This is a genomic window from Aphanothece sacrum FPU1 (assembly GCF_003864295.1).
GTDB classification, from domain to species: domain Bacteria; phylum Cyanobacteriota; class Cyanobacteriia; order Cyanobacteriales; family Microcystaceae; genus Aphanothece_B; species Aphanothece_B sacrum.
This window is the reverse complement of sequence record NZ_BDQK01000014.1, coordinates 193,294-218,069: the sequence shown is the minus strand read 5'-3', so window position 1 is coordinate 218,069 and position 24,776 is coordinate 193,294. Positions and strand designations below refer to the sequence as shown.

Sequence of the window (24,776 nt, the reverse complement as noted above, 5' to 3'; positions counted from 1 at the left end):
AATTTGCTATGCTAGTTTTATTGCTGGTGTAGCTCAGTGGTAGAGCAGCTGATTTGTAATCAGCCGGTCGCAGGTTCAAATCCCGTCACCAGCTTGGTCTGTCAATTTACTCTTTAATCTTAAGATTATTGGGGTTTCTAATTAATTTTCTCATGACGAGTTCCCAAGTCCCAACGCTTTTAATTAGCAATGATGACGGTATTTTTTCCCTCGGTGTTCGTACATTAGCTAATACACTCGCTGAGGCCGGTTATGACGTAACCGTCGTTTGTCCAGATCGAGAAAGATCGGCAACCGGCCACGGTTTAACCATTCATCGTCCCATACGCGCCGAAATTTTTGAAGGACTTTTTCATCCCCAAGTCAAGGCTTGGTCATGTTCAGGAACCCCCTCAGATTGCGTTAAATTCGCCTTAAGCGCGGTTCTTGATACTCCTCCTGATTTTGTGGTATCTGGGATCAATCACGGCTCTAATTTAGGCACAGATGTCTTGTATTCGGGGACTGTCTCAGCGGCCATGGAAGGGGCTATAGAAGGGATTACCAGTATTGCCCTTAGTTTAGCGAGTTTTTCCTCTCATGAGTTTCAAACTGCCGCTAATTTCGCTCAGACGCTCATTGCTCAACTGGTTAGTCATCCTTTGGCCAAAATTACCCTACTTAATGTTAATGTTCCCCCAGTTCAACCAGAAGCGATCGCCGGAGTGATGCTAACTCGTCAAGGGTTACGTCGTTATGTAGAGACCTTTCAAAAGCGTATTGATCCCCGTGGGAAAACTTATTATTGGTTGGCCGGAGAAGTGGTCCAGGAAATTGAACAACCTGACCATATTTATCTTTCCTCTGATATTCTCACCGATGTCCAGGCCATTCAACAGAATTACATCACCATCACGCCCCTACAATACAATTTAACTGATGTGGCTAGTTTTGGCGATTTACAGCAAACGAATTGGTTAGCGAACTATCTTTCGGAATTTCCGTCAGTAAGTGATGACAATTTATGATATTCTGAACAATCGCAAGCCCTATTCAAAACTATGTCCTCGTTCCAATTCAATCAAGAAAACGAGCCAGACGAAGTTGATAGTGTGACCTTGACTGATGAGGATGGTCGCACTTTAGACTGTTATGTGGAAAACGCCCTAGAGGCAGAAGACGGAACTTTCCTCCTTCTGATGCCCGTCGATATTCCTATTGTAATCTTGGTTTGGGATGACGAAACTGAAGAAGAACAGGAGGTTTCTGATGCTATTCTCTTAGAAGATAAGCAAGAAATTGAAGAAATTTTTCCTGATGCTAAAGCAGTTTTAGCTGAACTCGATCTGACCTTAATGTTGACAGCTTTTACCCTGACTGTTAAGGGAGAATTGCCCCCCATTGAAGATGATGGGATTCTGACTTTAGAGTTAGATACGGAAGGCGAATCTTTAGAATCAGAAGAATTGCAGTTCTTAGTCAGTTTCTATCATCAAGACCAAAAATACTCGATTTATACTCCTTTAGCTCCTTTATTGTTTTTAGCTAAATACAATTTACTAGGAGAGGTTGAATTAGTGTCTCCTGAAGATGAACGAATGCAACCGCTTCTAGAAGAATTATTATTTGATGAAATGGATTGACATACTCCCCACTTAATATGGTGGGTTACGACGCGCCTTAAAAGTTATGCATTTTTCATCAAAATCATAGCCGCGTCTAACCCACCCTACGAATTATAAGCTTTACTTATCACCACAGGTACGGGAGAGCCATATTCTCAATAAAGAATCAATGAAGCTCGCGATCGCGGGCTTTTTGTCATTAACTGAAACTAGTTGACAATAGTAACTATATCATAAAGTAATGTGCTATCCTTTCAAACTCCTCACAGGATACAATTTCTAATAATTCCTCTGCCTTATTAGACATCTCCAATAATCTATAATCCAGTTACAGCAATGGAAGTAAGTGGGTTAAGACCTAATTGAAAATTTGGACTCAAGAACGATTTAATTAGAGTTTCAAGTATCAAAATCTAATTTTGCAGAAAAATTATGACTCATTACAACGTCAATTACTTGACCAGTATCAGCCGATTCTATTATTTCTAAAATTAAAGAACCAATTCTTAATCTTACTAAGCCACAAACGGTTAGAATAATTGAATCATATCGACTTTTATGTAAACGAAATCTTTCTTGAATAATTTTAAATATTTTCACGACTCTAATTAGATGTTCAACAAAAATTCGCTTCGATGATAAAATTTTATTTTCTTCTTTTTGTTCTTCAGTTAATTGCCCGTTCTTAGGCTTTTTCTGTGGGGTAGTTATTTGAGATTCTCCTACATAAGCTTTATCTCCACTGAAAGCTTGTTGAGAATCAAATTTATTTAGGGTTTGGCGACAGATTCTAATATCACTCATAGGACCGGGTTTTCCTACAACTACATCCACAATATCCGCTCCCTTTGGTAAAACCACAAACTGACTTTTAAAAGTATGTCTTTTTTGTTTTCCTGAATAATATTTTTTCTGAATTTCATAGTCGGAAGGTCTTTCTATGACTTGCTCAGCACTGTCTACTATCAATTCATGATTGGTTAATTCTTCCCGAATCTTTTCCATTTCTTCTTGACACTTTTTTACTTGTTCTAAGAGACTTGGTGGTAACTCATCTTGAAATATTTTTTGCCAATAATCAAAGAATTTATGAGCGGATGATTCACTGATCTGAAAAAGTAAGCCTAACAATTGAAAACTTAAGTGATGTCTTAGATAAACTAACATTAAAATAATTTGTTCTTCCTCAGAGAGTTTAGGATGATTTCCTCCTCCTGCTTTGATAATTCTAATTTTCTTTTTTTCGATTTCATCTTGTTTTCTTTGGCGCAGAATTTTTCCTTGTTCTATCAGTTGCCTTAATTGGTGATAATCAATTCCTAATAATCTTTTTGTTTCTTGAGGATGTTTCTGGATATGTTTCCAAGTGTAATTGTCCATTGGTCGGTGTTACTAAATTAGTTTTCACTTCAATTATACTCTATAATTTTAATCTTATAGTATTATAGAGAGGTCTATTGCTTAAATTAATTAACTCCTCTGAGGATAAAGAACGGGGGAACTGACTATTAAGACAAGAATTGATTTTATCGAAGTAACGCAGAAGTTCCACATATAAGAATAGGTCTTGTTGACATTCCCCATGGTTTTGAGAAGTTTCGATTTCTGTCAATACCTGCCGAAATATCGTTTCTATCTCGGTATCCAGAGAAAATTTTGCTAGACAAGCCGTTTGCAATTGAGTTATCTTCTCGGATAAGTCATTCAAAGTTTCTCTATTCATGGGAGGAGTGACTCTTTTACTAGATTCCTATATATCCGTATTCTTAAAATTTTCTACCTTTTACTCAAAAATAGTAACAATACGGTTAAGTTTTATTAAAATTTTCTTGAGCATCTAAAAAATGTCATTTGTGTAAAACTCAGGCAGAATTGTAGAAACAAGAATAGAACAATCGTCATACTGAGTCTGATATGAGTTATGAGTGAACTAGATGCACGGTTAAGAAAGTTAGCTTTAGAAGCAAAACGCCATCCGTCAAAAAGTCGAGAACGACAAAAATATTTACATCAGTTAATCTCTGAGATTCAACAATTAAGTCAACAAATACACCTAGATTGTCCTTCTGACTATCAAGGTAGTTATAGAGAGATTTATGCTGTCGCCCTACAGAGAACTTATCGGTATATCTGCGAAAATATAGATAGTTATCAACCAGAAAAAGCAGAGGTAATGAGGTGGTTTAAGTTTCTGTTAAAAAAGAAGTTTCCTGATGCCATTGGGGAAATTTTTAATCCTGGTAGAAATCGAAATTGGTCTAACACCAAAAGACGTTCTCTAGATGATATAAATAGTTCTCCGAAAGAAAATATTGAAAATACAAATAATGAAACAATGAGTTTATCAGAACAAATTGTTCAATGTATTCAAGAAGATCCCGAAGGATTATTTAAGGAAAAAAAAATGAGAAGTAATCCTGAAGTAAATTTTAGATGGCTGGTACGAAAACGGATCGAGAGATATTCATGGGAAGAAATTGCCCAAGAAGTAAATGTCAACGTTTCAGCTATTAGCAATTTTTATCAGCGATCGCTTGAAAAATTTAAACCTAAAATAAAAGAATATTTAGAACATTAATTATTTCTATTAATTCAGTTTCTCACAAAACAGAGGTATCAAAAATGAACGTACAAACATTATCAGGATTTCCAGTTTTTTTAAATGCGATGGCTTACGAAATCGCTGAAGAATTCTATCGACAGCAATCCAATCCAGAAAAAGCTAAAGAGGTTTATCTAAATACCTTAGCTGTTTATGCTGTTGATTATTATCTCAACTGCTTGAATATTGAGACAGATTTAGAAGCTAGTGATAGTTGGGATATAGTTATGCAAACTCTTTCAAATGTAGCTGATTTAGTCATCAAAGATTATGGTAGAATAGAATGTCGTATAGTTTTACCTGATGCTGATACTTGCTCAATTCCTGGGGAAGTTTGGTCAGATAGAATTGGTTATGTAGCTGTTCAGCTAAATCAAGAATTAACCGAAGCTAAATTAATAGGTTTTCTTGAAACTGTCAATACGGAAGAAGTAATCCTCTCTAATTTTCAACCCATCGAGGAATTAATAGATAAGTTAAGTCAACCAATTGGTGGGACAATAACTTCAGGCGTAGTAACTCAGATAACTCAATTCTTAACAGTTCAAAAATTAAGTCATAAAATTGTAGATAATTGGCGAGAATTAACAAGTTTAATTAATCCACAATTGCAAGTTGCTGTAAGAACGAGAAATAATTTAGTTTTTCCTAAACAATCTGAATGGATTGAAAAAGGGAAAAATATTAAATTATCCTCTTTGAGAGAACCTTTAATTTTGGGATTTGCTTTTCAACCTACTGAGGGCAGAGAATTGATTATTTCCATTGAACTCTATCCTTTTTCTGGACATAAATATTTACCACAAGGAATTGAAATGCAGATTTTAGATGAAACAGGAAAATCTTTAATGCAGGCTAATACTAACGAAATTAGTCCTTATTTACGATTTTCTTTTTTGGCGAATATAGGTGATAGCTTTTCGGCTAAAATTACTTTTGAAGGTGTATTTTTTGTAGAAAACTTTATGGTTTAAAATACACAATGTCTCTCCCGTATCTGTGGTGATAAGTAAAGCTTATAATTCGTAGGGTGGGTTAGACGCGGCTATGATTTTGATGAAAAACTCATAAGTTTTAAGGCGCGTCGTAACCCACCATATTAAATATTGTAGCAGATTATACATTTTATACCAAGATGTCGGCAGAGCCGTTGGGTTTCGTTCCTCAACCCAACCTACTGGGCTTTCCCGTACCTGTGGTGATAAGTAAAGCTTATAATTCGTAGGGTGGGTTAGACGCGGTTATGATTTTGATGAAAAACTCATAAGTTTTAAGGCGCGTCGTAACCCACCATATTGAGTATTGTAGCTGATTATACGTTTTATACCAAAATATTGGGAGATCCGTTGGGTTTCGTTCCTCAACCCAACCTACTGGACTGTTTCATCTAATTTGGTGCATTAGTAGGCTGATGCACTGCCCACCAAATCAAAGAAATCATTGAAAATCTATTGCCACATTTTAGCAATTTTCTAACTTTAATGTGATAGCATATTCAATAATTCTGCCAAGATTGAGTTAAGACAAAGGCAATGGTAATTACTCTCAAATTCGACGGAAAATTAGAACATCAAGGATTTCGGATTTTTGGAGAAATTCGAGAGGGTTCTCATCATTCAAGACAATCAGGGAATTTACCCGCAGATCCTGAATTAGTTAGCATTTTAACCCAACATTGGCAGAATTATCGTCAAGTCTGTGCGCCATATCAAAGAATTAGGGGCATTCAACCTTTGGAGATTGATCGTGGTATGAGAATTCCCCAATGTCAAGAATCCGAACAACAGTTAAGTGTTCGTTTTCAACAATGGTTAACATATCCCTTATTTCAACCCATTGATCAACTACTTAGAAGTTATTTACAGCCGTATCAATACTATCAAATTTTGATAGCAACAGAAGATTATCTTCTTTATAAACTACCTTGGCATCAATGGCAATTGCAACAAGCAAATAGGCAACCCCTGGTTATTTTTTGTCCCTTAAATTTTAACAGTGTTACTTCTGTAAACAACCAAAATCAGCCCCAGTGTCAAAAAGTTTTAGCGATTTTAGGTCATTGTAATGCGAGAGAAGAAATTAGTGTTAATGAGGATGAAAATGAATTACAACATCGGTTTAATGAAAATGTTGAATTCCTTAAAGAACCAAGACATGAAAAGATAAATAATAAATTATGGGAAAAATCTTGGGATATGATCTTTTTTGCTGGACATAGCGAAACCGAAGGAGATCAAGGGCGAATTTATCATAATTCCCAGGAGAGTTTAACTGTTAATCAATTGGAAAATGCTATGAGGCAAGCTGTCGAAAATGGATTACAAGTGGTAATTTTTAATTCCTGTGATGGCATTGGATTAATCAATCAATTAGCACATTGTAATATTCCCTATATTATTGTGATGCGGGACTTAATTCCCGATCAAGTTGCTCATAAATTTGTAGCCTATTTTTTAGATAATTTTACTCAAGGAATTCCTTTTTATCTTGCCTTTCAACAAGCCCCAACAAAGATTACAGGGGTTAGAGACAGATTTTCCTTGTGCTAGTTGGCTTCCTCTTATCTATCAAAATCCTAACGCTTCTCCTCCCGTTTGGAAAAATTCAATCGTTAAACCCTTGTGGAAAAGCTTAAGATTCATCTTTATTTGCATTTTACTGCCTACAGGAATCGTGATGGGAATGCGTTCGTTAGGAGGGTTACAAGGGGTAGAATTAATTGTTTATGATACTATGATGCAATTACGTTCTCCAGAATTAATTGATCAGCGAATTGTTGTCATTGAAATAACTGAAGAAGATACCAGTCGTTATCAGTATCCTATCCCTGACGATATCTTAGCTAAAGCGATCAACAAATTAAATCTTGATCAATCTGTGGCTGTGGGAGTTGATCTTCATCGGTATTATCCAAGAGGAAAAGGAAGAGAGAAATTAATAGAATTATTTAACAAAAATCCGCAAGTTATTACTGTTTGTACTTTTGATACTCAAGATAAGAATTATGCCCCACCACCAGAAGTCAACCCATCACAATTAGCCTTTAGTAATTTAATGTTTGATGATTTTCCTTTATCTGGAGAAAAAGTACGTCGTCAATTATTATCTTATGATCCTAAGTTAGCTCAATCTTCTTCTTCTTGCATGATTCCTTATAGTTTAAGTTTGACATTAGCCTATTCTTATCTCAAACATAAAAATATTCAGCCAATTAAAACTAACTCAGAAAATAATTGGCAATTGGGAGAGACAATTTTACCCCGCTTACCTGCTCGTTTTGGAGGGTATCAAAAGTTAGATGGGAGTAGTCAAATTATGATTAATTATCGCTATCAAGATTCTCCTGATATGCGTTTTAGAAGTATGAAAAGTTTTACAATGTCTGATGTTTTAGCGGATAATATTGATCCTCAATTCATTAAAGATAAGATTATTTTAATAGGATACTCCTCCCCCACAGCTAAAGATTATTCTCTTACTCCTATGGGAGAAATTCCTGGGGTATGGATTCATGCACAGATGACAAGTCAAGTAATTAGTACAGTATTAGATAAGCGACCGCTTATTTGGGCTTTTTCTCAATGGGGTGATTTTTTATTAGTGCTTGGTTTTTCAACGGTTACAACTATGGTCATTTTAGGGATTAAGGGATTTTACCCTGATGCTTTATTTTTACAAATATTTCTAATTATAATATTTTCTATCCCTTTATTTAAGATTTGTTTAGCTTGTTTAGAATTTGGTTTATGGCTACCGTTTATTCCTTCAATTTTAGCTAGTTTATTGGCTTGTATATTACAGAATAGATTAAAGAACAATCATGAAATCTAATCAATACTTTTTGGGTTCAATCAGTCTAATTTTTGCCTTAATTAATTTCCTATATCCTATTAGTTTAGCCAAAAATTATAGAATAAAGGAGGCTTTCCCACAGAATTCCGCTAAATTACCTCCTCCTCCTCAGACTTCACCCCCGCGCAACAAAACTAAACCAGGGGGAGGATTAGATCCTGAACTCACAGCTTGTGATTCAAAAAATGGAACACTTACTGCCTTAATTCCTGAAGAAAATGCTGTGTTCACGACCTCAGAAAAACCTGTGGTTTTAATCTATCTTCCTGATGATAACACAAGTATTAGTAAAGGAGAATTTTGGGTTAATACTTCTCAAGGTAAAAACATAAGTAATGTGACAATTCCTGTTAAGTCAGGAATTATTCAAGTGAAAACTCCAATTACTTTAGAACTTAATGAATATACCCCTTGGTACTTTAAAATTACCTGTAAAAATAATCGTAGCATGATTATATATGGTTGGTTTTATCGAGTTACTTTAATACCTGAAGCAGAAAAACCAGAAAGTTCGTACGATGTTTGGGCAAATACTGCACAAAATTTACAAAATAATCCTAATAATGAAATGCTCAAAAATCGTTGGTTTCAATTATTAAAAACTATCAAAGCTGAAGATTTAGTTAATCAACCAATTTATTAATACTAGATATCTTGATAATCGGGAAATAGGACTTTGGGCTATTCAATGTTGACACATAACAGGCTTTTGTGGCATATATAAAAGTAGTATGGCACAAAAGAGATTCTATGACTAATTCATCTAGACAAACGCAAGTTCATTTGGGTAGGCAAGGAAGATTGGTAATTCCCGCCGCTTTGCGACGATTGTTGGGCTTTGAGGAAGGAGATACACTGGTGGCTCGTTCAGAAGAGGGGCGATTGATTTTGGAAAAACCCGAAACGATTAAACTGCGACTGAAAGCGCGGTTTTCGCAATTGCCGAAAGGAACTAGTTTGGCAGATGAATTGATAGCTCAACGGCGTGAACAAGCCCTACAGGAAGTGGACGAATGACGGTAGTTCTCGATGCGTCGGCGTTGCTTGCTTACTTGCACGATGAGCCTGGGGGCCAGGTAATTGAAGAGGTTTTGGTTGAAGCGGTAATGTCGAGTGTGAATTGGGCTGAGGTGGTGCAGAAGTCGGTGGCGGCAGATGTGAACGTCGATGGAATGCGGGAAGATTTGGAGGCACTTGGTCTGAAAATTGCTATCTTCACCCCTGAAGATGGGGAAATAGCTGGTCGTCTCTGGCTGCAAACCAAGCAGGCAGGTTTGTCATTGGGAGATCGTGCTTGTTTGAGCCTGGGTTTGAAGTTGAATGTTTCTGTTTTGACCTGCGACCGCATTTGGGCTACCCTCCCTTTGATCTTAGATGTGCAAGTGATTCGTCCGTAAGGTCGCATTTTCAAGAAACAAAGTAAAAATTACAAGCTGTAAATTATTGCCAATTACCTACTAAAATATAATTAGCCCAATAGTGTGGATCTTTATATTCTATACCATAGGTAAATAGAGATAATTGTGCTTGATGAAGTGCTTTTGATTTGGTCATATTAGGTTGAGATAAAGCTTGATAAAAGTCTGTCATTAGCTTAGTATTTGCTTTATCTTCTGCTCTCCACAAGGTTGATAAGGTACTACTAGTACCTGCTTTAACTGCAATTCCAGCTAATCCTAAAACTGCTCGATTATCTCCTTTTGCTGTTTGACAAGCACTGAGAACTAATAAGTCAATAGGACTTGTTTTTTCTTGACTTCCAGTGTTAATTAATTGGCTGAGTTCATTAGGTTTAATAACTTGATTAGAAGCAACAATAAAGGTATCATCAGGATTAGAACTAAAGATTCCGTGAGTTTTCCAATGAATTACTGAATATTGATTTGTTTGCAATTCTTTTTGAAGATTCGCTTCTGTGAAGTCTTGATTGAGTAATAGCGAACTGGTGGGAAAAATTTTAGCTATGTTTTCTAGTTCTTCTCTTAAATATTTGATTGGAGGAAAGGATAAATTATTGATTTTTTGTTCTAATTCATATCCTCCAAGCAAAACTGTTGGGGTTTTTGATGATGATTGAGGTTGCAATAAAGTTAATCCGGGAACAATAGCGATCGCGTAATCTTTTTGCAGTAAATATTCTTGTTTTTCTGCATCATATAAGGCAGACATAGGAATATTTCTTAACAATCCATCGAGAATAAAAACTAAAGTTTTAATATCTTTATTTTCTTGTAAAATTGGTTCAAGAGGTTTAATAATCCATTGATAAACTTTTTGCGATTCTCTAGGAATTTCGCATTTTGAACAACCATTGCCTACTTCTCCTAAATAATTTTGTAAGTTCTTCAATATTTTGGTTACTTCTTGATTAGAAATATTAATTTTTTGATAGTTAATATAATTATTTTTTGCTGGTATTTGATAAATAAGCGCAAGTTTATCTTTCAGAAAAATAGGAGAAATAATCATTACTTGAGAATCTCCGATTTCTTTAATACCAGTTGCGGATGATAAATCACATTGTAAGAAGTTTTCTAATTCAGCAAGTTGTAAAGAATTAAATTGTTTTAAGACTATTTTTAGAATTTCTGGATCATTGTTTTTTTGATTTAACTCTAATAAGCTGTCAATAAATTCTCTATATAAAGGTTCTATATTATCTCGAAAGGAAAATTGAATATCTTGTCTGATGATTAAGATGTTTTTGCGAACTGTTTCTAAGGTTTTGATCGCTGATTCATAATAGTCTTTTGCTTGATTGAGATTTCCTGCTGCCTTTTCTAGTCTTGCCAGTTGCCATTGCCATTGATAAGCTAAAGAAGGATTAACTTGAGGTTGGCTTAAATAGAGGGCTTTTTGCGTTAACTCTTGGGCTTTTTTAAGTGCATTATTATCATTTTTTTGATAACTTAAATATTCATAAAAACTTCCTAAATTGCCCAAAGTATATGAAATTAAATATTGACTTTTTTCGGTTTCTATGCTGTTCGCTTCTTGAACAGATTCTTCTAGAAGTTCAATAATTTTTGTATAATTATGTTGATTTTTAAGAGAGTTAATCCATTGTTGTTGTTTTGTATATTGAATTTTAGCATAAATCCGAAATTGAGTTAAAGGAATTTGAGTTAAGTTAAGCTCATTATGTAATTTTTCAGCCTGTTCAACCTTGTTTTGTAATAATAATAATTGGCTGAGATTGAGTTGTGCTTTAAGTTGGGTTTCTTTGATTAAACTTTGAGAAGCTTTTTGATAAGATTCTTGAGCTTTTTTGTAATAACTTTCGTCGGTTAAACTTTTTTGATAAATTTCTCCTTTTTCATATTCCCAAGGAATATAATTATATTTTGTATCAGCTACTCTTTCCCTTTCTAAGTTACCACGCACAGTGTAAATATTGCCTAAACTTAAGAATAGTTCTGAGGCTATATTAGGGTTTTGCTCTAATTCTTTAGATAAGGTTTCGAGAATAGTTTGAGAGGCAGGAAATTGTCCAATAACTCGCAAGATTTCTGCCAAACTTCGCCAAGCTTCAATGGTGAGTATATCTCCTATCTGAATAGATTTAAAAGATTCAAGGTCTTTTAGGTCTTCGAGATACTTAAATGCTTGACAATTCTCTGAATCTATGTTAATAATTTCGCTTATTTTCTGACAAGCTAGGGGATATAAACCCAGGTTTTGAAGGGCGTAAGTTTGATAGAGTTGGCTTTGTTTAATTCCTAACAAATTATTAGTTTGACGGTAATTATTAATAGCTAAATCACAAGTATTTATTGCTTTTTCTCCTTGTCCTAATTCAATTTGTATACGACAAAGGTTAGTTGCTGTAATCGCTATTTTGGCAATATTTTCAGATGTTTGTTCTTGAAACATATTAAGAGCTTTTTCTAGGTTATTGGCTGATTCTAATATTTGTCCTTTTTGATACAGACTTTCAGCTTGTCGAACAAATTCTTCAGGAGATATGGTTGTTTGTGCGCTAATAATTATTGGATAAAGACTAAAAAATAGTCCTAAGAGAAAAGTTAAAATTAATTGTTGATAGAATTTATTAACTTGTTTAAATTTCATTTATTTTTAAATCCTTATAAGCAAGTTTTTCATGATAATCAAACTAAGTAGACAGACAAAATTTGTAGGGGCGGGTTTTTTAAATAAATCCATGATTCTCACCAAAAAACTAGATCAACCCGCCGGAGGTTTTTTTACATCAATCAGCAAAGCCCAAAAAACTTACAATTGACAATTAAATTTTAACGGACTAAAACGATAATTGTTATTTACATTAATCTGAGAATAAGACGAGGGCGCGGTAATAGTTTCCAAGGGGATTAAGCCTGTAGAATGGAGAGGAAAAGGGGTAAATAGTTGCTCTGAGTTAATAGGAATCCCACCGCTACCAATATCATAAAATTCAACGGTTGCTGCTTTTCTAGATGCTTGACAGCCTTGTTGAATATTGGGGTTAATATTGGTATCGGGTAGCTTATCTAAGCTACGGGTGGGGTCAATAATAGTGGTATTGATGTTAATTATTCCATCTAATCCCAAAGCAGAACTAGCATCAATCACACTAATTTTTTCTAATGCTGCCCCCACGACAAAACCGAAAATTGTTCTGGATGTAATGTTAATATTTCCTCCATTTCCTGTAAAAGCGTTAGCCGTAATGCGATTATTATCATAGAGATTTGTTAAAATTAGTTTAGCATTAATAGTAATATTACCGCCATTTCCTCCTGCGTTTGTAGTACCAGCAGTAGTGGAAATTTGACTACCGTTTCGCATTAGTAAAATATCACTAATCCTCAGGGTAATATTACCGCCAGTAGTGCTAAAAGTTTGGGCAAAAATCGTGCCATTATCGAGGGTTAAATTATTCGCACCTATGAAAATATTGCCACCGATACCTTGTCCTCGACTATTGACAGAAACGGCAGCCCCTTGTTTGATGATAAATTGAATCGGGTTGATAAAAATATTACCGCCTTTGCCCAAAGAATTAAGTCCTGTATCGGCAAAAAAGCCACTATTAGTGCCAGAAAGTGTAATATTATCTCGAATGATGGCGGTGATGTCTCCAGCGTTATTTTTTCCGGTGGTTGTAGTGCGGATTTGACTACTGTTACTTACATCTAAGGTATTAGCAGAAAGGTTGATAGTTCCCCCTTTCCCTGCATTGGTAGTGGCGGCTATTTGGGAGTTATTATCTAAGGTGATATTTTCTGCTGTAACCGCAATTTTTCCTGCGTCTGCGGTGTCTTCTCCTTGGGTACTGGTACTTATTTGAGAAGCGTTGTTAAGTGCAAGATTTCGCGTTTGTAAGGTGATATCGCCCCCATCTCCAGTTGCGCGTCGGTTGGCGGTACTGGTAATCTGACTTTGATTGTTGAGGTTGAGGGTTTCTGTTTTGAGGTTGATATCTCCTGCGTTGCCTTCTCCTGATGTACTCGCGGTAATTTCAGATTGATTAAGGTTGATATTTTGAGCATTAGGGACTGTTATATTCCCTGCATCTCCTTTTCCCTGAGTCGAGGCGGTAATCGTAGAATTATTAAGGGTCAATCTATCGGTTTTGATGTCAATATTACTGGGACGAGTCGCTTGTCCATTTTTTTGAATTTCAGTTGAGATTTGAGAATTTTCTAAATTAATTATCTTGGCATTGTTCCCTTGATGGGAGAGAGAAATACTACCCGCATTACCTGAACTATTAGTAACAGCATTAACGCTAGTTTGTTGCAGGTTGATTTGATTAGCGTTGAGGTTAATATTCCCTGCGCTACCTGTTCGAGTGGTAGAGGCGGCAATTTCTAGACCATCAGCAAGATTGATGTTTTGACTACTGAGGGTGATATTACCTGCATTGCCACTGCCTTGAGTTTCGACGGTTATTTTACCTTGTCCCCGAATATCAATGGTTTGGGGTGCGTTAATCTCAATGTCTCCCCCTTGGCCACTAGCAAAGGTTCTGGCAGAGATGAATCCGTTGTCGGTAAAGTTAATATCGAGATTTTGGGTGTTATTGGGTTTAATGGTTAAATCACCTGCGGGGGCAACACCTTGAGTTTCAGCAAAGATGCCAAGTTTTCCCGAAAGATTGATTTGATTGGCGTTAAGGTTGATGCTGCCGCCTGTTTCACGGTTGGTAGCGGTGGCAGTAGTGGTGGCACTGAGTTGAGCGTCCGTACCAATGTTCAGGGTATTGGTGGTGATGTCGATATGGCCGGGTTTACCTGCGCCACTGGTTTCTACCGTAAGTTGACTGTTATTACCGATATTAACCGCGATAGTAGAGTTAACAATGATGTCCCCCGCGTTTCCTTTTCCAGAGGTAAGTGCAGAGAGTCTTGCACCATCAGAGAGGTTAAGTTGAGGGGTATTGAGGATGATATTGTTGGCATTCCCTAAGCCTCCTGTACCCGTTCTAATACTACTACCGAGTCCTTGAATATTTCGCCCCTTTAGAGTAATCAAATCTTTGGCATCAATGATAATCGAACCAGCATTTCCTTCTCCTACTGTATTTGTCAGTATATGAGAACTATCTTGTAGAGATAATATACCTGTTTCTATCCTTAAGTTTCCTGAATCTCCCTTACCAATTGTTCCTGAAAAAATGATGCTACTATTTCCATTGCCACTTTTTCCTTGCAAAGTGATAGAGTTTGGAGCAATGATAGTAATATCACCTCCTTTTCCTATATTTGAGGTTGTAGTATTTATATAAGCCCCATCTTGCAAAGATAAAGTGCTAGTTTTTAGGCTCAAGTCTCCTGCATTTCCCACTGTTGATGAATTAGTGGTGATAGAACTACCAATCCCATCACCACTGAGTCCTTGTAGAGTAATGAAGTCGCTGGCAATAATGTTAATATTTCCTGCATTGCCTGTATTTAAAGCTCCTGTGAATGGATTATTTGAGGTTAAGGTAGATATACTTGCCCCATTTTTTAGAGACAAACTTCTTGTTTCTATTCTAATATCTCCTGAATCTCCCCCTGTTTGGGACCCACTAAAGGTATTCCCTTGTGACGCAGATGATATAAGACTACCCCCTCCATTTAGAAGTTTATTTGTTCCTTCTAGGGTGATAGAATCAGCAGCAATAATGGTTAAATTTCCTCCTTTTCCCTCATTTAGAGTTCCTGTTGTTATATAAGCACCATCTTTTAAGGATAAGACATTTGTTTCAAGTATTAAGTCTCCTGCATCTCCCTTTCCTCCAGATTCGGAAGTGATAAAACTTCCTAGTCCACTATCATTTGTTCCTTGTAGAAGAATAGAATCAGTAGCAATAACAGTCAGATTACCTCCTTTTCCCTTACTAATAGTTCCTATCACTCCTGTGTCTATAGAAGCTCCATCTTTGAGGGACAATATACCAGTTTCTATTCTTAAGTTTCCTGCATTTCCGCTTCCTCCTGTCCCTGAAGATATCGTACTGCCTTGATTAATATTGTTGAAATTCTTTCCTTCCAAAGTGATAGATTCAGGAGCAATAATAGTGAGGTTTCCCCCCTTGCCTTTATTTGTAGTATAAGTCGTTATAGACGCGCCATCTTGTAATGACAAAGTGCCAGTTTCAATTTTTAAGTTTCCTGCGTCTCCTTGTCCTGAAGATAGAGAGGTTATAATACTACTTATATTCTTAGAAGTTCTTCCTTGTAGTGTAATAGAATCAGTTGCTTTAATGTTGATATTACCTGCTTTTCCTTCGTTAGCAGTTCTTGTTGATATAACTCCACCATTTTGTAAGGATAAGCTCCCAGTTTCAATACTTAAGTCTCCTGAATTACCCTTTCCTCTTGATCTCGATTGTATTAAACTACCTTCTCCATTAGTGTTTATTCCTTGTAAAATAATAGAATCACTAGCAGTAATATTGATATTACCGGCATTTCCTCGCCCGGAAGGAAGATTTTTTTTGTTGTCTGCTTCACGAACAATTGATATTATTTGTCCTCCATTTTGAACGGAAAGTGACTGAGTTTTTATATCAATATTTCCTGCATTACCTGTTGATCCAGCTTCTGCCGAACTATGAATCAAATTGTTAGAAGCAAAAAGAGAAATTTCTGAAGGACTTTGAATAATAATATTTCCCGCATTTCCTGTGCCAGATGTCGAAGTTATGATTTGAGAACCCTTAGAAATTTGTAATGATTTATCAACAAAGATATTAAAATTTCCTCCGTCCCCAATTCCACTTGTATTAGTAATTAATGCTGACGAATTATCAAGCTCAAGAATTTTGGATATAATATTAATATTGCCTCCATTTCCTCTAGCATCTTGAGTACCAACGTTACTGGCTACTTGATTATTATTGAGTATTTCAACTGTATCTATAGCATTAATATTTATATCTCCTGCATTCAAAGTTGAAAAAGTTTGAGTATAAATCTGACTATTATTTTTAATTAAAATAGAGTTACTTTCTATGTTAATAGCCCCTCCCTTACCATCTAAATTAAAATCATTTTCTTGATTTTCACTCTTTATAATACTTGTAGCTATTGAAATATTACCATTGCTGGCAAAGCTAATATTTCCCCCAATAAATCCACTAGAATCAATAGAAGAATTGCTTTCTATAGATATATTGTTGCCAGCTTCAAAAGTTATATTGCCTCCTATTAAAGCGATAGATGAAATGTCTACGTTTGAATTTACTATTATATTATTATCAGCATTTAAACTAATATCTCCCCCAAATAAATCATTTGTTTTAGTTGAAAATTTTATATCTGATTTCAAAATAATATCATTTCCTGATTCTATTAGTACACTTCCGCCATTACCTAAATTACTACTAGAATCGAGAGAGGCATTAAGATTAACATTTTTTGCGGCTTCAATTAAAATATTACCACCATTACCATTAAAAGCACTACTGTTAGATGTTATTGGAGAATTGATATTAATATCTCCCCTTGCTAGTAATGTAATATTGCCTCCATCACCACTAACTGATGATGTGTTTAAAGGACTATTTTTGGTATTAATATTATTTCTAGAATCTAGAATAACAGAGCCTTGATTTTCAATTCCTGCTTTAAAAAGTGACCCTTCACCTGTTACATTAATATTTCCACCTGTCAAGCTTAAGTTGGGTTGATATTGAGTTGTCAGAAAAACTACTCCATTCACAGGAAAAATTATTATTTCTCCGATAGTAATGTCAGCATTAGTTATAGTAGAATTGTTAGTAGGAATACTAGGTAAAAAGAGATCTCTATTACCAATCCCAATAGTTCCTAAAGGACTACCAATTACTGATTGGTTAACTCCAGCACGAATGTCAAGCGTTGGACTTTGGTTTCCATTGATAGTTAGAGATTCTCCATTCGAGAGAACCACATTAGCTAAATTAGGTGTTGATGTTGGATTAATTGTATCACCAACAGTATCGGTTCCCGTAATAATTACTCTACCAATTTTAACTGAACCTCCTGCTAAAATATGCAAAGAAGCACCTAAATAAGTAGAGAAATTAACATCCCCTTGAGAACGAATAATTGGATCATTAGGACTCTCCAAATCCCCTAAACTTCCATCCAACTTTTCAACACGAAAACTCCCCCCAGTCCAATAATGTGTATCTCCAATCACATTATTTTCTGAACGCACAATCATATCTTCTCCTGAAACTAAACCGCTATTTGAGTTGTTCAAAGCAAAAATATCTACCGATTGATTTCCTTGTAAAGTTAAATCTTGTCCTCCTATTATTTGAACAGGTCTTTCTTTACTATCTCTTATTCTTAAAGTATTTTCTGCGGTTAAACTTAAATCTTTACTTGCGCCAATTTTGGCATCTTTAATGGTTAAATTATTATCAGCATTAATCATTAAGTTCTGAGACAGTATTGATGGTTTATCTGAAGAACCCATAATTAAAATATCTCCAGTTTTTGGAGTCAGAACATCTGATGAACTATTAGAGACTGGATTCTCCAAGGAACTATTATGGTTTTTATTAGTTAATATACTATTTCTTGATAAATTGCTTTGTTCTTCCGTTTTTGCAGAATTTTCTAAAGAATTATTTTCCTCAGTCTTAATTGCTTTTTCTGTTGATGTTAGTGAGCTACTTTCAACATATTTTCCAATAGTATCTAATTGAACAATACCATTAGTTTTACTAATTAAGGTAACATCTCCCTGTGTCGCAATAACTGACCCTTCATTAACAATAGTTTCCCCAATTAAAGAAAGATGTTTTCCTACTTGTAAATCTGCTTGATTATATATTTTACCAGTGGTATCTCCCTCAAACACTAATCCCACACTTACAGGAACATCAATAGTTAATAATGGCGCACCTTGGGGGTTAACAGCACTAAATTCACTGCCATCAGGAAAACGAATACTCTTTGCACTTGTTACCACAAAAGAACCAGAGATATCTAAACTAGCATTTGGCCCAAAAATCACCCCATTAGGATTAATAAAAAAGAGATTAGCATTCCCTAAAACACCTAACTTTCCTAACAATAATGAGGGATTATTTCCTGTTACCCGACTAAAAATAGTTTTAATTACTTCAGGATTGCTAAAATAAGCTGAATTTCCCTCATGAATATTAAATTCCCGAAAACTATGAAATAAATTGCTACCTCGTATTGCACCCCCATCAATACGGTCATAATTGGGGTTAATTGGGTTGACACTCGAACTTTCACCCCCTAATGTATTATCAGGGATAATTTGGGCGATCGCTTTGTCCTGACAAATCACAGAGAAAACAAGACAGAAAAAGACAGTCGAACGATACCAAGTACACATCAGTATTTTGTAAGCTTTGGGGGTTTTTGACTGACATTATAGAACATTTTGTCCAAAATTTCCCCAAGGCCAGGTAATATTAATATCTTCAACCCAAACGCCGACAGGCTAAAGCCTGTGGCTATACAAACAAAGCCCGACGAGCGCAGACTTTACTGTAACATTAGCCTGTGTAGACAGGCTTTGTACAGTTAACCCCACCCTTGGCAGGGTGAGGGTGGGATAGTGAGAAAGCTTGCACCTCGTCAAGTTTCGCCTTAAGTTGACACCAATGACGGCCGTTGACCCCTACAAAGATGTTTCGCTTACATTTAGGAAATTGGTATAAAAAGCTATACTTTGACCCAAAATTATCAAGTTTTATAACGAATTGTTAAGTTTGTATAAAATGAATTCGATAATGCAGAGATCCAGGTAACGGAGTAACAGAAACTCCTAATAATATTTACTACTTGATTCCTGAGATTAAACAATGAAAAGTTTATCGAACGACACGATTTGTACATTTTGGAAAAAGTTTGCAAAGCAACGATCTCACAGAATTAGTTTTATAATTCTCGGTATAGATTCTCAACACAGACCCCAATTATCATTCGTTTCTCTCTATTTAAGGAGAAAGTGAGTCCTTCTCGTTCTGAATGCTTGCTAATTTTCAACAAATATGATTATATAGCAATCAGTAATCAGTTGTGAGAATTAAATTTGAGTCAAAGGCAACAGGCAACAGAGAAGAAAAAAGATCTCATGAATCATTACTGATTGCGATATGTTAATATTATTTAAGGTTAATTTACACACCATGAAAAATACAATTTTATGGTTCTACCGGACTTACTATGCTAAATTAATAATCAATAAAAGGCTAAAGCCTTATGCTATAAAAACGAAGTCCGACGAGCGCGGACGCTCATTGTAGGTTGCGTAGGCAACCTTTGTTTGTATAGCTTAACTCTTTAGAGTTAAAGTCCATATTGAATCGTAAAATATAAGCCATTTTCATTCCAAGAATTCTGATTTCTGGGAAAATCTGTTAAAGGGATTCCCCAATCTAACCGCGCATTAAAATTGCCCCATTGCCATAATATTCCCAATCCTACTGAAACTAAACTATTCGGATTTGGAGAAGGCAAAGAGGTATTCCAACCGAGTCCATAATCAATAAAAGGAATGACTTGTAAGATGCTTTCTTTTTCTAGTACAGGAAACGTTAAAATAGGAAATCGTACCTCCGTTGAAGCAAAAAAACCATTATCCGTTAACAATTGATCCTGTCGATAACCCCTAACACTTCCTAATCCCCCAATAGAGAACTGTTCAATGGGTAATAAAGGGCGATCTGCTACTTGTAAATTACTTCTAACCAACCATAGGGTATTTGGTGCTAAAACCCTTATATATTGACCCTGTCCTCGCCACGCGATAAACTGACTATCAGGTATATCAATCCCGCTTATTTGCGGACTAATAGTTGAACCAAAAACCCCTAACCCTAAACTTATTTGAGAGTTAAACGCATAAATTTCCGTCGCATTTTGTCGAGAATAATCTTGGGATAATCTTAAGGCAAAAAGACGGGTATTTCCTAAAACATCCGCACTCAAAGAAAAGGGAAAGGGTTGATCAAATAAAAAAGATTGGGTATTACGCCAAGAGACATTTAAACTAATACCGAACTCTGTTAAAGTTTGATTTTGAATAGAACGAATTAATGGTTGACGAATGGTAAAATCATAAGCCTCGTAACGGGATTTAATGTCACCACTAATACCGTCTTGATTAACATCATCAAAAGGGGCTTCAATAATAGCACTATTATTATAACTATAATCTAAGCGTATAGTTCCATTATCAGCATTAAAGGGAATTTCATAACGAAATGAAGGGCGATCGCTACCATCTGTATTGATATATCCAAGCAGAATTTTATCTCCAAATCCTAATAAATTGTCGTATTTAACAGAAAATCCTCTCTCAAAACTTCCCACACTGGGGGAACGTCCATTATCTAGTATAACAGGAAAACTAAGGGGATTATTGGGCTGATAAGTAACTATTAAACGACTGCTTTCTGGTTGAGTTCCTGATGATAAAGTGGCAGAAATTTGCTTAATTAAAGGGTCAAGTTGCAATAATTGTAAAGCTTCTAAGAGAGTATTTACATTAAGGGGTTGATTTTCTACTACTTTTAATCGCCTTCGCACATAATCATGAAAACGGGTATCAATAACATTTTCATCCTGGATATTGACTTGAATTTCTGTTAAGATACCCTCTATCACGCGAATTTGAATCATTCCAACTCCCTTTTCTCTGGTAGCTTTAGGAATGACGACCACAGCACCAGAAGTTGTATATCCTTCTTTATGGTAATATTCAGCCACTTTTGTCGCAATTTGTAGTAATTCGGAAAATTCAAGGTTTTGATTGTCAATAGAACTAATCCCTATTTCAGGAGATAAAACGGCAATTTTCCCCAGTTGTTCTTGACTAAAAACGGTATTACCGATAAATTCAATACCGGTGACTTGCAAACTTCCAGGAAGGGGAGTCACCGCAGGTACAGTAACAGGGGGAAATTGTAAAGGGGTATCCGAGGGAAGTAGAGGGGTATTCGGAAAGTCAGGTTGGGGAGATTGGGGTAAACTTTGGGCAAAAGTTGCACAATTTATCGAGATTATTGTTACTTGACAAATTAGTGACAATAACCCATTGTTTCTCTCGAAGAAATCAGCTTGGTAGAGCATTTTTACGACCTTTTTTACCCAGATGAAGAGTTTCCCCTTGAATTATCGCAAATCCTTGAAAAAAAGGTTAATGAAATATCTTTACAGGGAGTTATTCTTGATATCATTTTGCGTCTATCTCGGCTAAAATCTCAAATAATCGTCTTACTTTTGTTAAATTTTTATCCCCTGGCGATCGCTCAACCCCACTCGACAAATCAATTCCGGTAGGATGTAATTGGGTTAACGCATCTATAACATTATCAGGAGTTAAACCCCCCGCTAAAAACCAAGGAATAGGAGGATTAAACCCAGTTAAACTTTCCCAATTTAAAGTATAACCTGTTCCTCCTAATTGTTGGGGATGATAAGCATCTAAAAGTAAGGTATCTACCCAGTTAAAATAAGGGGATATTTGTATTAAAACTTCAGCATTTTTTACTCTAAAGGCCTTAATTAATTCAATATGAGGCAATGCTTGTTTAAGATGACGACAAAATTCGGGGGACTCATTCCCATGAAGTTGCACAGCAGTTAATCCGGTTTTAGGGACAATTTCCCTAATTTGAGTCAAATTCGCCCCAGCAAATACCCCAATTAAGTCAACCTTAAGGGAAATTTGCTTAACTATAGTTTGAATTTGCCTTTGGGTAACATAACGAGGAGATGAGGGGACACAAATAAATCCTAACGCAGTCGCCCCTAAATCGGCAATCTCTTGTCCTTGTTCTGGTTTCGTGATACCACAAATTTTAATCCGCATTAACTAATTCACCCTAATGTTAAGTATTTCAACAAAATGTAATTTTTTAGCCATAAATTTTTATAATGCCTCTTGTTTATCCTCATAGGAGACATCAACTCAATGTTATCAAATTTAGTGCTTCTGACTCACTCCTCTATTCCTACTACCGCAAGTTGGAATTTGTCTGTCTGTATTATTATGATTTTTGCTAACCTTTTCGCTTTTATCATTGGTTATTTTGCTATCCAAAATACGGGTGCGGGACCAGATTTACCTCTGCCTCAGTTAGCGGCAAAAAAACAATTCGGACTGCCTGAACTCCTAGCTACTGGTAGCTTTGGCCATATTTTAGGCGCAGGAATTATTTTAGGTTTATCGAGTTCTGGTATTCTTTAAACCCAAAAGGTGGGCATTGCCCACCCTACCCTCTTTTGTAGGTTGGGTTGAGGAACGAAACCCAACACAGCACATCTATCCCGACATCTAGGTATAAAGAGGAACGAAACCCAACAGAACATAGCTATCCCGACATCTGATTATAAAATTTATGTCGGAGCTACAATAATTAAGATGGTGGGTTACGACGCAGATTAAAAATTATTAGTTTTGCACCAAAATCATAGCCGCGTCTAACCCACCCTACAGATTAATTATACTTCACGATCAAAACCAAATTTGTCTCGAATCTGAGCATTAAAATATTGACCTTTTGAGGGTGACTTTTCTAACTCTTGATACACCAATTTCGGTACATCATGATATTGATAAATACTCCCATTAGTAAACTCAACCCTCAGAACTTTTTTTTCTGCATCATAGTCAAAAGATTTAACTGCCGCACTCTGATTTTTTAACAAAGGAAAGGCAATAACATCCCTAATACTAGCAGAATCAGTTAATAACATAACTAAGCGATCAATGCCAATTCCTAAACCTCCAGTGGGAGGCATTCCATATTCTAAAGCGGTTAAAAAATCTTCATCAACGCTATGGGCTTCTAAATCTCCAGCCGCTTTTTGTGCGGCTTGTTCTTCTAATCTTTGTCGTTGATCAATGGGATCAGTTAACTCAGAAAAACTATTAGCTAATTCTCGTCCCACAACATATAATTCAAAGCGTTCTACTAATCCTTTTTTACTCCGATGAGGTTTCGCTAAAGGAGAAATTTCAACCGGAAAATCTGTAATAAATGTAGGCTGAATTAAGGTTTCTTCAACAGTTTGCTCAAAGGCTTCATTGAGTAATTTTCCCATAGTTTTACAGCTATCAGGAATTTCTAATCCAGCTTTTTTAGCTGCTTTTTTTGCTTCTTCAAAAGTAGTAAATTCTGTAAAATCTAAGCCACTTTTTTCTTTAACAATGTCCTGCATTGTTACCCGTCGCCAAGGAGTCGATAAATCAATATCAACCTCTTGATAAGTAATTTTTAAGGTTCCTAATACCTCTTTTGCTGCAGTTGTAATTAGATTTTCAGTTAACTCCATCATATCATTATAATCGGCATAAGCTTGATATAATTCAATGGAGGTAAATTCAGGATTATGTTTGGTAGAAACCCCTTCATTTCTGAAAATTCGACCCATCTCAAATACTTTTTCAAATCCCCCTACAATTAATCTTTTTAGATGTAATTCTGTGGCAATTCTCAGATATAAATCCATCTCTAAAGTGTTATGATAAGTAATGAATGGACGAGCTTCTGCTCCTCCAGCTTCTGTTTGTAACACTGGGGTTTCTATTTCAATAAATCCTTGGTTATCTAAATAACGACGAATGGAAGCCGTAATCTCAGCCCGACGACGAAAAGTTTGTCGTACTTGAGGATTAACAATTAAGTCTACATAACGTTGACGATAGCGTTTTTCTGTGTCGGTTAAACCGTGCCATTTATCCGGTAAAGGTAATAAGGATTTGGTTAAAATTGTATAGTCTCTAACCTTAACCGAAAGTTCTCCTTTTTCAGTTCTTTTAATGGTTCCTTTGACTCCTAAAATATCTCCTGTATCAGTTAATTTTTTGACATTTTCAAAGGCATTAGGCAATTCATTCATGTGAGTTTGAATACAAGTTTTATCTAAATATAATTGAATGGTTCCTGTTTCATCTTGTAAGTTAAAAAAGGCAAGTTTTCCAAAGACACGACGAGCTAAAATTCGACCGGCGATCGCTACTTCTATCTCAACTTCTTCCCCATTTTCGAGATCAGCATATTTTTCTTGTAATGGGCCCGCTTGATGGGTTGATTCCCATTTATAAGCGTAGGGATTTAATCCTAATTGTTTTAATTGTTCTACTTTCTCAAGGCGTGTAGCGCGAATTTCTTCTAAACTAGAAGATGAATGTGGTTCAGGTTGGGATTGATTCGCAGACATTGTTATCTATAACTCAAAAAAAAGTCAAAATTTGTTTGGTTTGGCTGAATTAGTTTTATGCTAATCAACACATAATTTTATTATATC

The 24,776-nt window shown here is 35.7% G+C and carries 17 protein-coding genes and 1 tRNA gene; 11 read left to right on the top strand and 7 right to left on the bottom strand.

From position 1 onward, the window contains the following. The first annotated feature begins 22 nt into the window (after nt 1-22). The 3 genes from AsFPU1_RS17500 to AsFPU1_RS17490 all read left to right on the top strand — a co-directional run bounded on the left by AsFPU1_RS17500 (nt 23) and on the right by AsFPU1_RS17490 (nt 1,622). A tRNA-Thr gene (locus AsFPU1_RS17500) sits at nt 23-94 on the top strand. A 58-nt stretch (nt 95-152) separates the two neighbouring features. Next, on the top strand, nt 153-1,007 hold the full coding sequence (surE, locus tag AsFPU1_RS17495) for a 5'/3'-nucleotidase SurE (protein ID WP_124975994.1): 855 nt from the start codon (nt 153-155) through the stop codon (nt 1,005-1,007). Nucleotides 1,008-1,040: 33 nt separating this feature from the next. After that, on the top strand, nt 1,041-1,622 hold the full coding sequence (locus AsFPU1_RS17490; protein ID WP_124975992.1) for a DUF3727 domain-containing protein: 582 nt from the start codon (nt 1,041-1,043) through the stop codon (nt 1,620-1,622). Between the two features lie 381 nt (nt 1,623-2,003). Here the strand turns inward: AsFPU1_RS17490 and AsFPU1_RS17485 are convergent, their stop codons facing one another. Continuing rightward, nucleotides 2,004-2,984 carry a transposase family protein gene (locus tag AsFPU1_RS17485; protein ID WP_124972709.1) on the bottom strand — a complete coding sequence of 327 codons (981 nt, stop codon included), beginning with the start codon at nt 2,982-2,984 and terminating at the stop codon, nt 2,004-2,006. Between the two features lie 40 nt (nt 2,985-3,024). After that, nucleotides 3,025-3,327: a hypothetical protein gene (locus AsFPU1_RS17480; RefSeq protein WP_124975990.1), complete on the bottom strand. Its 303-nt coding sequence runs from the start codon at nt 3,325-3,327 to the stop codon at nt 3,025-3,027. 198 nt (nt 3,328-3,525) lie between these two features. Between AsFPU1_RS17480 and AsFPU1_RS17475 the strand changes: the two genes are divergently transcribed. The 7 genes from AsFPU1_RS17475 (at nt 3,526) to AsFPU1_RS17445 (ending at nt 9,455) form a co-directional block, all read left to right on the top strand. Beyond that, nucleotides 3,526-4,182, top strand: coding sequence for a hypothetical protein (locus tag AsFPU1_RS17475; protein ID WP_124975988.1), 657 nt, complete (start codon nt 3,526-3,528; stop codon nt 4,180-4,182). Nucleotides 4,183-4,226: 44 nt separating this feature from the next. Continuing rightward, a complete protein-coding gene (locus AsFPU1_RS17470) occupies nt 4,227-5,180 on the top strand; it encodes a DUF1822 family protein (protein ID WP_124975986.1) in 954 nt (317 codons plus the stop codon). Between the two features lie 558 nt (nt 5,181-5,738). Further along, nucleotides 5,739-6,755, top strand: coding sequence for a CHAT domain-containing protein (locus AsFPU1_RS17465; protein ID WP_125061149.1), 1,017 nt, complete (start codon nt 5,739-5,741; stop codon nt 6,753-6,755). Continuing rightward, complete coding sequence (locus AsFPU1_RS17460; protein WP_125061148.1) at nt 6,694-8,037, top strand: CHASE2 domain-containing protein; 1,344 nt, start codon at nt 6,694-6,696, stop codon at nt 8,035-8,037. Before AsFPU1_RS17465 ends, AsFPU1_RS17460 begins: the two co-directional genes overlap by 62 nt. Then, a complete protein-coding gene (locus AsFPU1_RS17455; protein WP_124975982.1) occupies nt 8,027-8,701 on the top strand; it encodes a DUF928 domain-containing protein in 675 nt (224 codons plus the stop codon). The genes AsFPU1_RS17460 and AsFPU1_RS17455 overlap by 11 nt, the downstream gene beginning before the upstream one ends. A gap of 107 nt (nt 8,702-8,808) precedes the next feature. Continuing rightward, nucleotides 8,809-9,075 carry an AbrB/MazE/SpoVT family DNA-binding domain-containing protein gene (locus AsFPU1_RS17450; protein WP_124975980.1) on the top strand — a complete coding sequence of 89 codons (267 nt, stop codon included), beginning with the start codon at nt 8,809-8,811 and terminating at the stop codon, nt 9,073-9,075. Then, nucleotides 9,072-9,455: a type II toxin-antitoxin system VapC family toxin gene (locus AsFPU1_RS17445; RefSeq protein ID WP_124975978.1), complete on the top strand. Its 384-nt coding sequence runs from the start codon at nt 9,072-9,074 to the stop codon at nt 9,453-9,455. The genes AsFPU1_RS17450 and AsFPU1_RS17445 overlap by 4 nt, the downstream gene beginning before the upstream one ends. Nucleotides 9,456-9,498: 43 nt before the next feature. Here the strand turns inward: AsFPU1_RS17445 and AsFPU1_RS17440 are convergent, their stop codons facing one another. The 4 genes from AsFPU1_RS17440 to AsFPU1_RS17425 all read right to left on the bottom strand — a co-directional run bounded on the left by AsFPU1_RS17440 (nt 9,499) and on the right by AsFPU1_RS17425 (nt 22,335). Next, on the bottom strand, nt 9,499-12,129 hold the full coding sequence (locus tag AsFPU1_RS17440) for a CHAT domain-containing protein (protein WP_124975976.1): 2,631 nt from the start codon (nt 12,127-12,129) through the stop codon (nt 9,499-9,501). Between the two features lie 162 nt (nt 12,130-12,291). After that, nucleotides 12,292-18,849 carry a two-partner secretion domain-containing protein gene (locus AsFPU1_RS17435; RefSeq protein WP_125061147.1) on the bottom strand — a complete coding sequence of 2,186 codons (6,558 nt, stop codon included), beginning with the start codon at nt 18,847-18,849 and terminating at the stop codon, nt 12,292-12,294. 959 nt (nt 18,850-19,808) lie between these two features. After that, the gene (locus tag AsFPU1_RS17430; RefSeq protein ID WP_124971622.1) at nt 19,809-21,593 is read right to left on the bottom strand and encodes a ShlB/FhaC/HecB family hemolysin secretion/activation protein; all 1,785 of its coding nucleotides are present in this window, start codon (nt 21,591-21,593) and stop codon (nt 19,809-19,811) included. A 103-nt stretch (nt 21,594-21,696) separates the two neighbouring features. Beyond that, a complete protein-coding gene (locus AsFPU1_RS17425) occupies nt 21,697-22,335 on the bottom strand; it encodes a phosphoribosylanthranilate isomerase (protein WP_124971619.1) in 639 nt (212 codons plus the stop codon). A 102-nt stretch (nt 22,336-22,437) separates the two neighbouring features. Here AsFPU1_RS17425 and psaK point away from each other — a divergent pair, with 102 nt between their 5' ends. Next, nucleotides 22,438-22,713 carry a photosystem I reaction center subunit PsaK gene (psaK, locus tag AsFPU1_RS17420; RefSeq protein ID WP_124971616.1) on the top strand — a complete coding sequence of 92 codons (276 nt, stop codon included), beginning with the start codon at nt 22,438-22,440 and terminating at the stop codon, nt 22,711-22,713. Nucleotides 22,714-22,967: 254 nt separating this feature from the next. Here psaK and lysS read toward each other — a convergent pair whose 3' ends face one another. Continuing rightward, on the bottom strand, nt 22,968-24,689 hold the full coding sequence (gene lysS, locus AsFPU1_RS17415; RefSeq protein ID WP_124971613.1) for a lysine--tRNA ligase: 1,722 nt from the start codon (nt 24,687-24,689) through the stop codon (nt 22,968-22,970). Between the last annotated feature and the right edge of the window lie 87 nt (nt 24,690-24,776).